The organism is Desulfobulbus alkaliphilus (assembly GCF_016918545.1).
Classification (GTDB): Bacteria; Desulfobacterota; Desulfobulbia; order Desulfobulbales; family Desulfobulbaceae; genus Desulfobulbus; species Desulfobulbus alkaliphilus.
This window is the reverse complement of record NZ_JAFFQC010000193.1, coordinates 1-464: the sequence shown is the minus strand read 5'-3', so window position 1 is coordinate 464 and position 464 is coordinate 1. Positions and strand designations below refer to the sequence as shown.

At 63.8% G+C, this 464-nt stretch carries 1 pseudogene; it reads right to left on the bottom strand.

What is annotated here, in order from left to right:
* A pseudogene (locus JWG43_RS18070) lies at window positions 1-201 on the bottom strand (F0F1 ATP synthase subunit B); the annotation flags it as partial.
* Window positions 202-464: the final 263 nt, after the last annotated feature.

Genomic DNA, 464 nt, shown 5'->3' with positions numbered 1-464 from the left:
CTTGCGGGCCAGACCGCCCACGAAGTACCACAGGATACCGGCGAAGATGATGAAGTTGAGCACACGCCAGCCAAAGTCGCCCCAGCGCGGCGCGTCATGCCCTTCAGAGGCCTGCGCCCCCACGGCGAAAAGCAGCGTAAGCGCAAGGACAGGCACCATAACTCGCGTCAAGCCCAGCCCAGCGTGTTTCCATTTGCTCAAAGCCCACCCCCTTGATTGGGTTTCTCTTGATTCTTTACCCTCGCGGTCCGAGGACCGCCCGAAAAACCACCGAGCTCGCGCGTGGCACAGTGGCAGAAACGGCGTACTAGCCACGCAGCACACGCTCGGCCAGCTGGCCGGAGAGCGTGGCGACCTGACCGCGCAGTTCCTTCAGGGAAGCATCGGCTTCGGCCTGCAGGTTGCGACGGGTCTCGGCAATGATCTCCTGGGCGCGCTTCTGGGCTTCAGCCACCAGGCTGGCC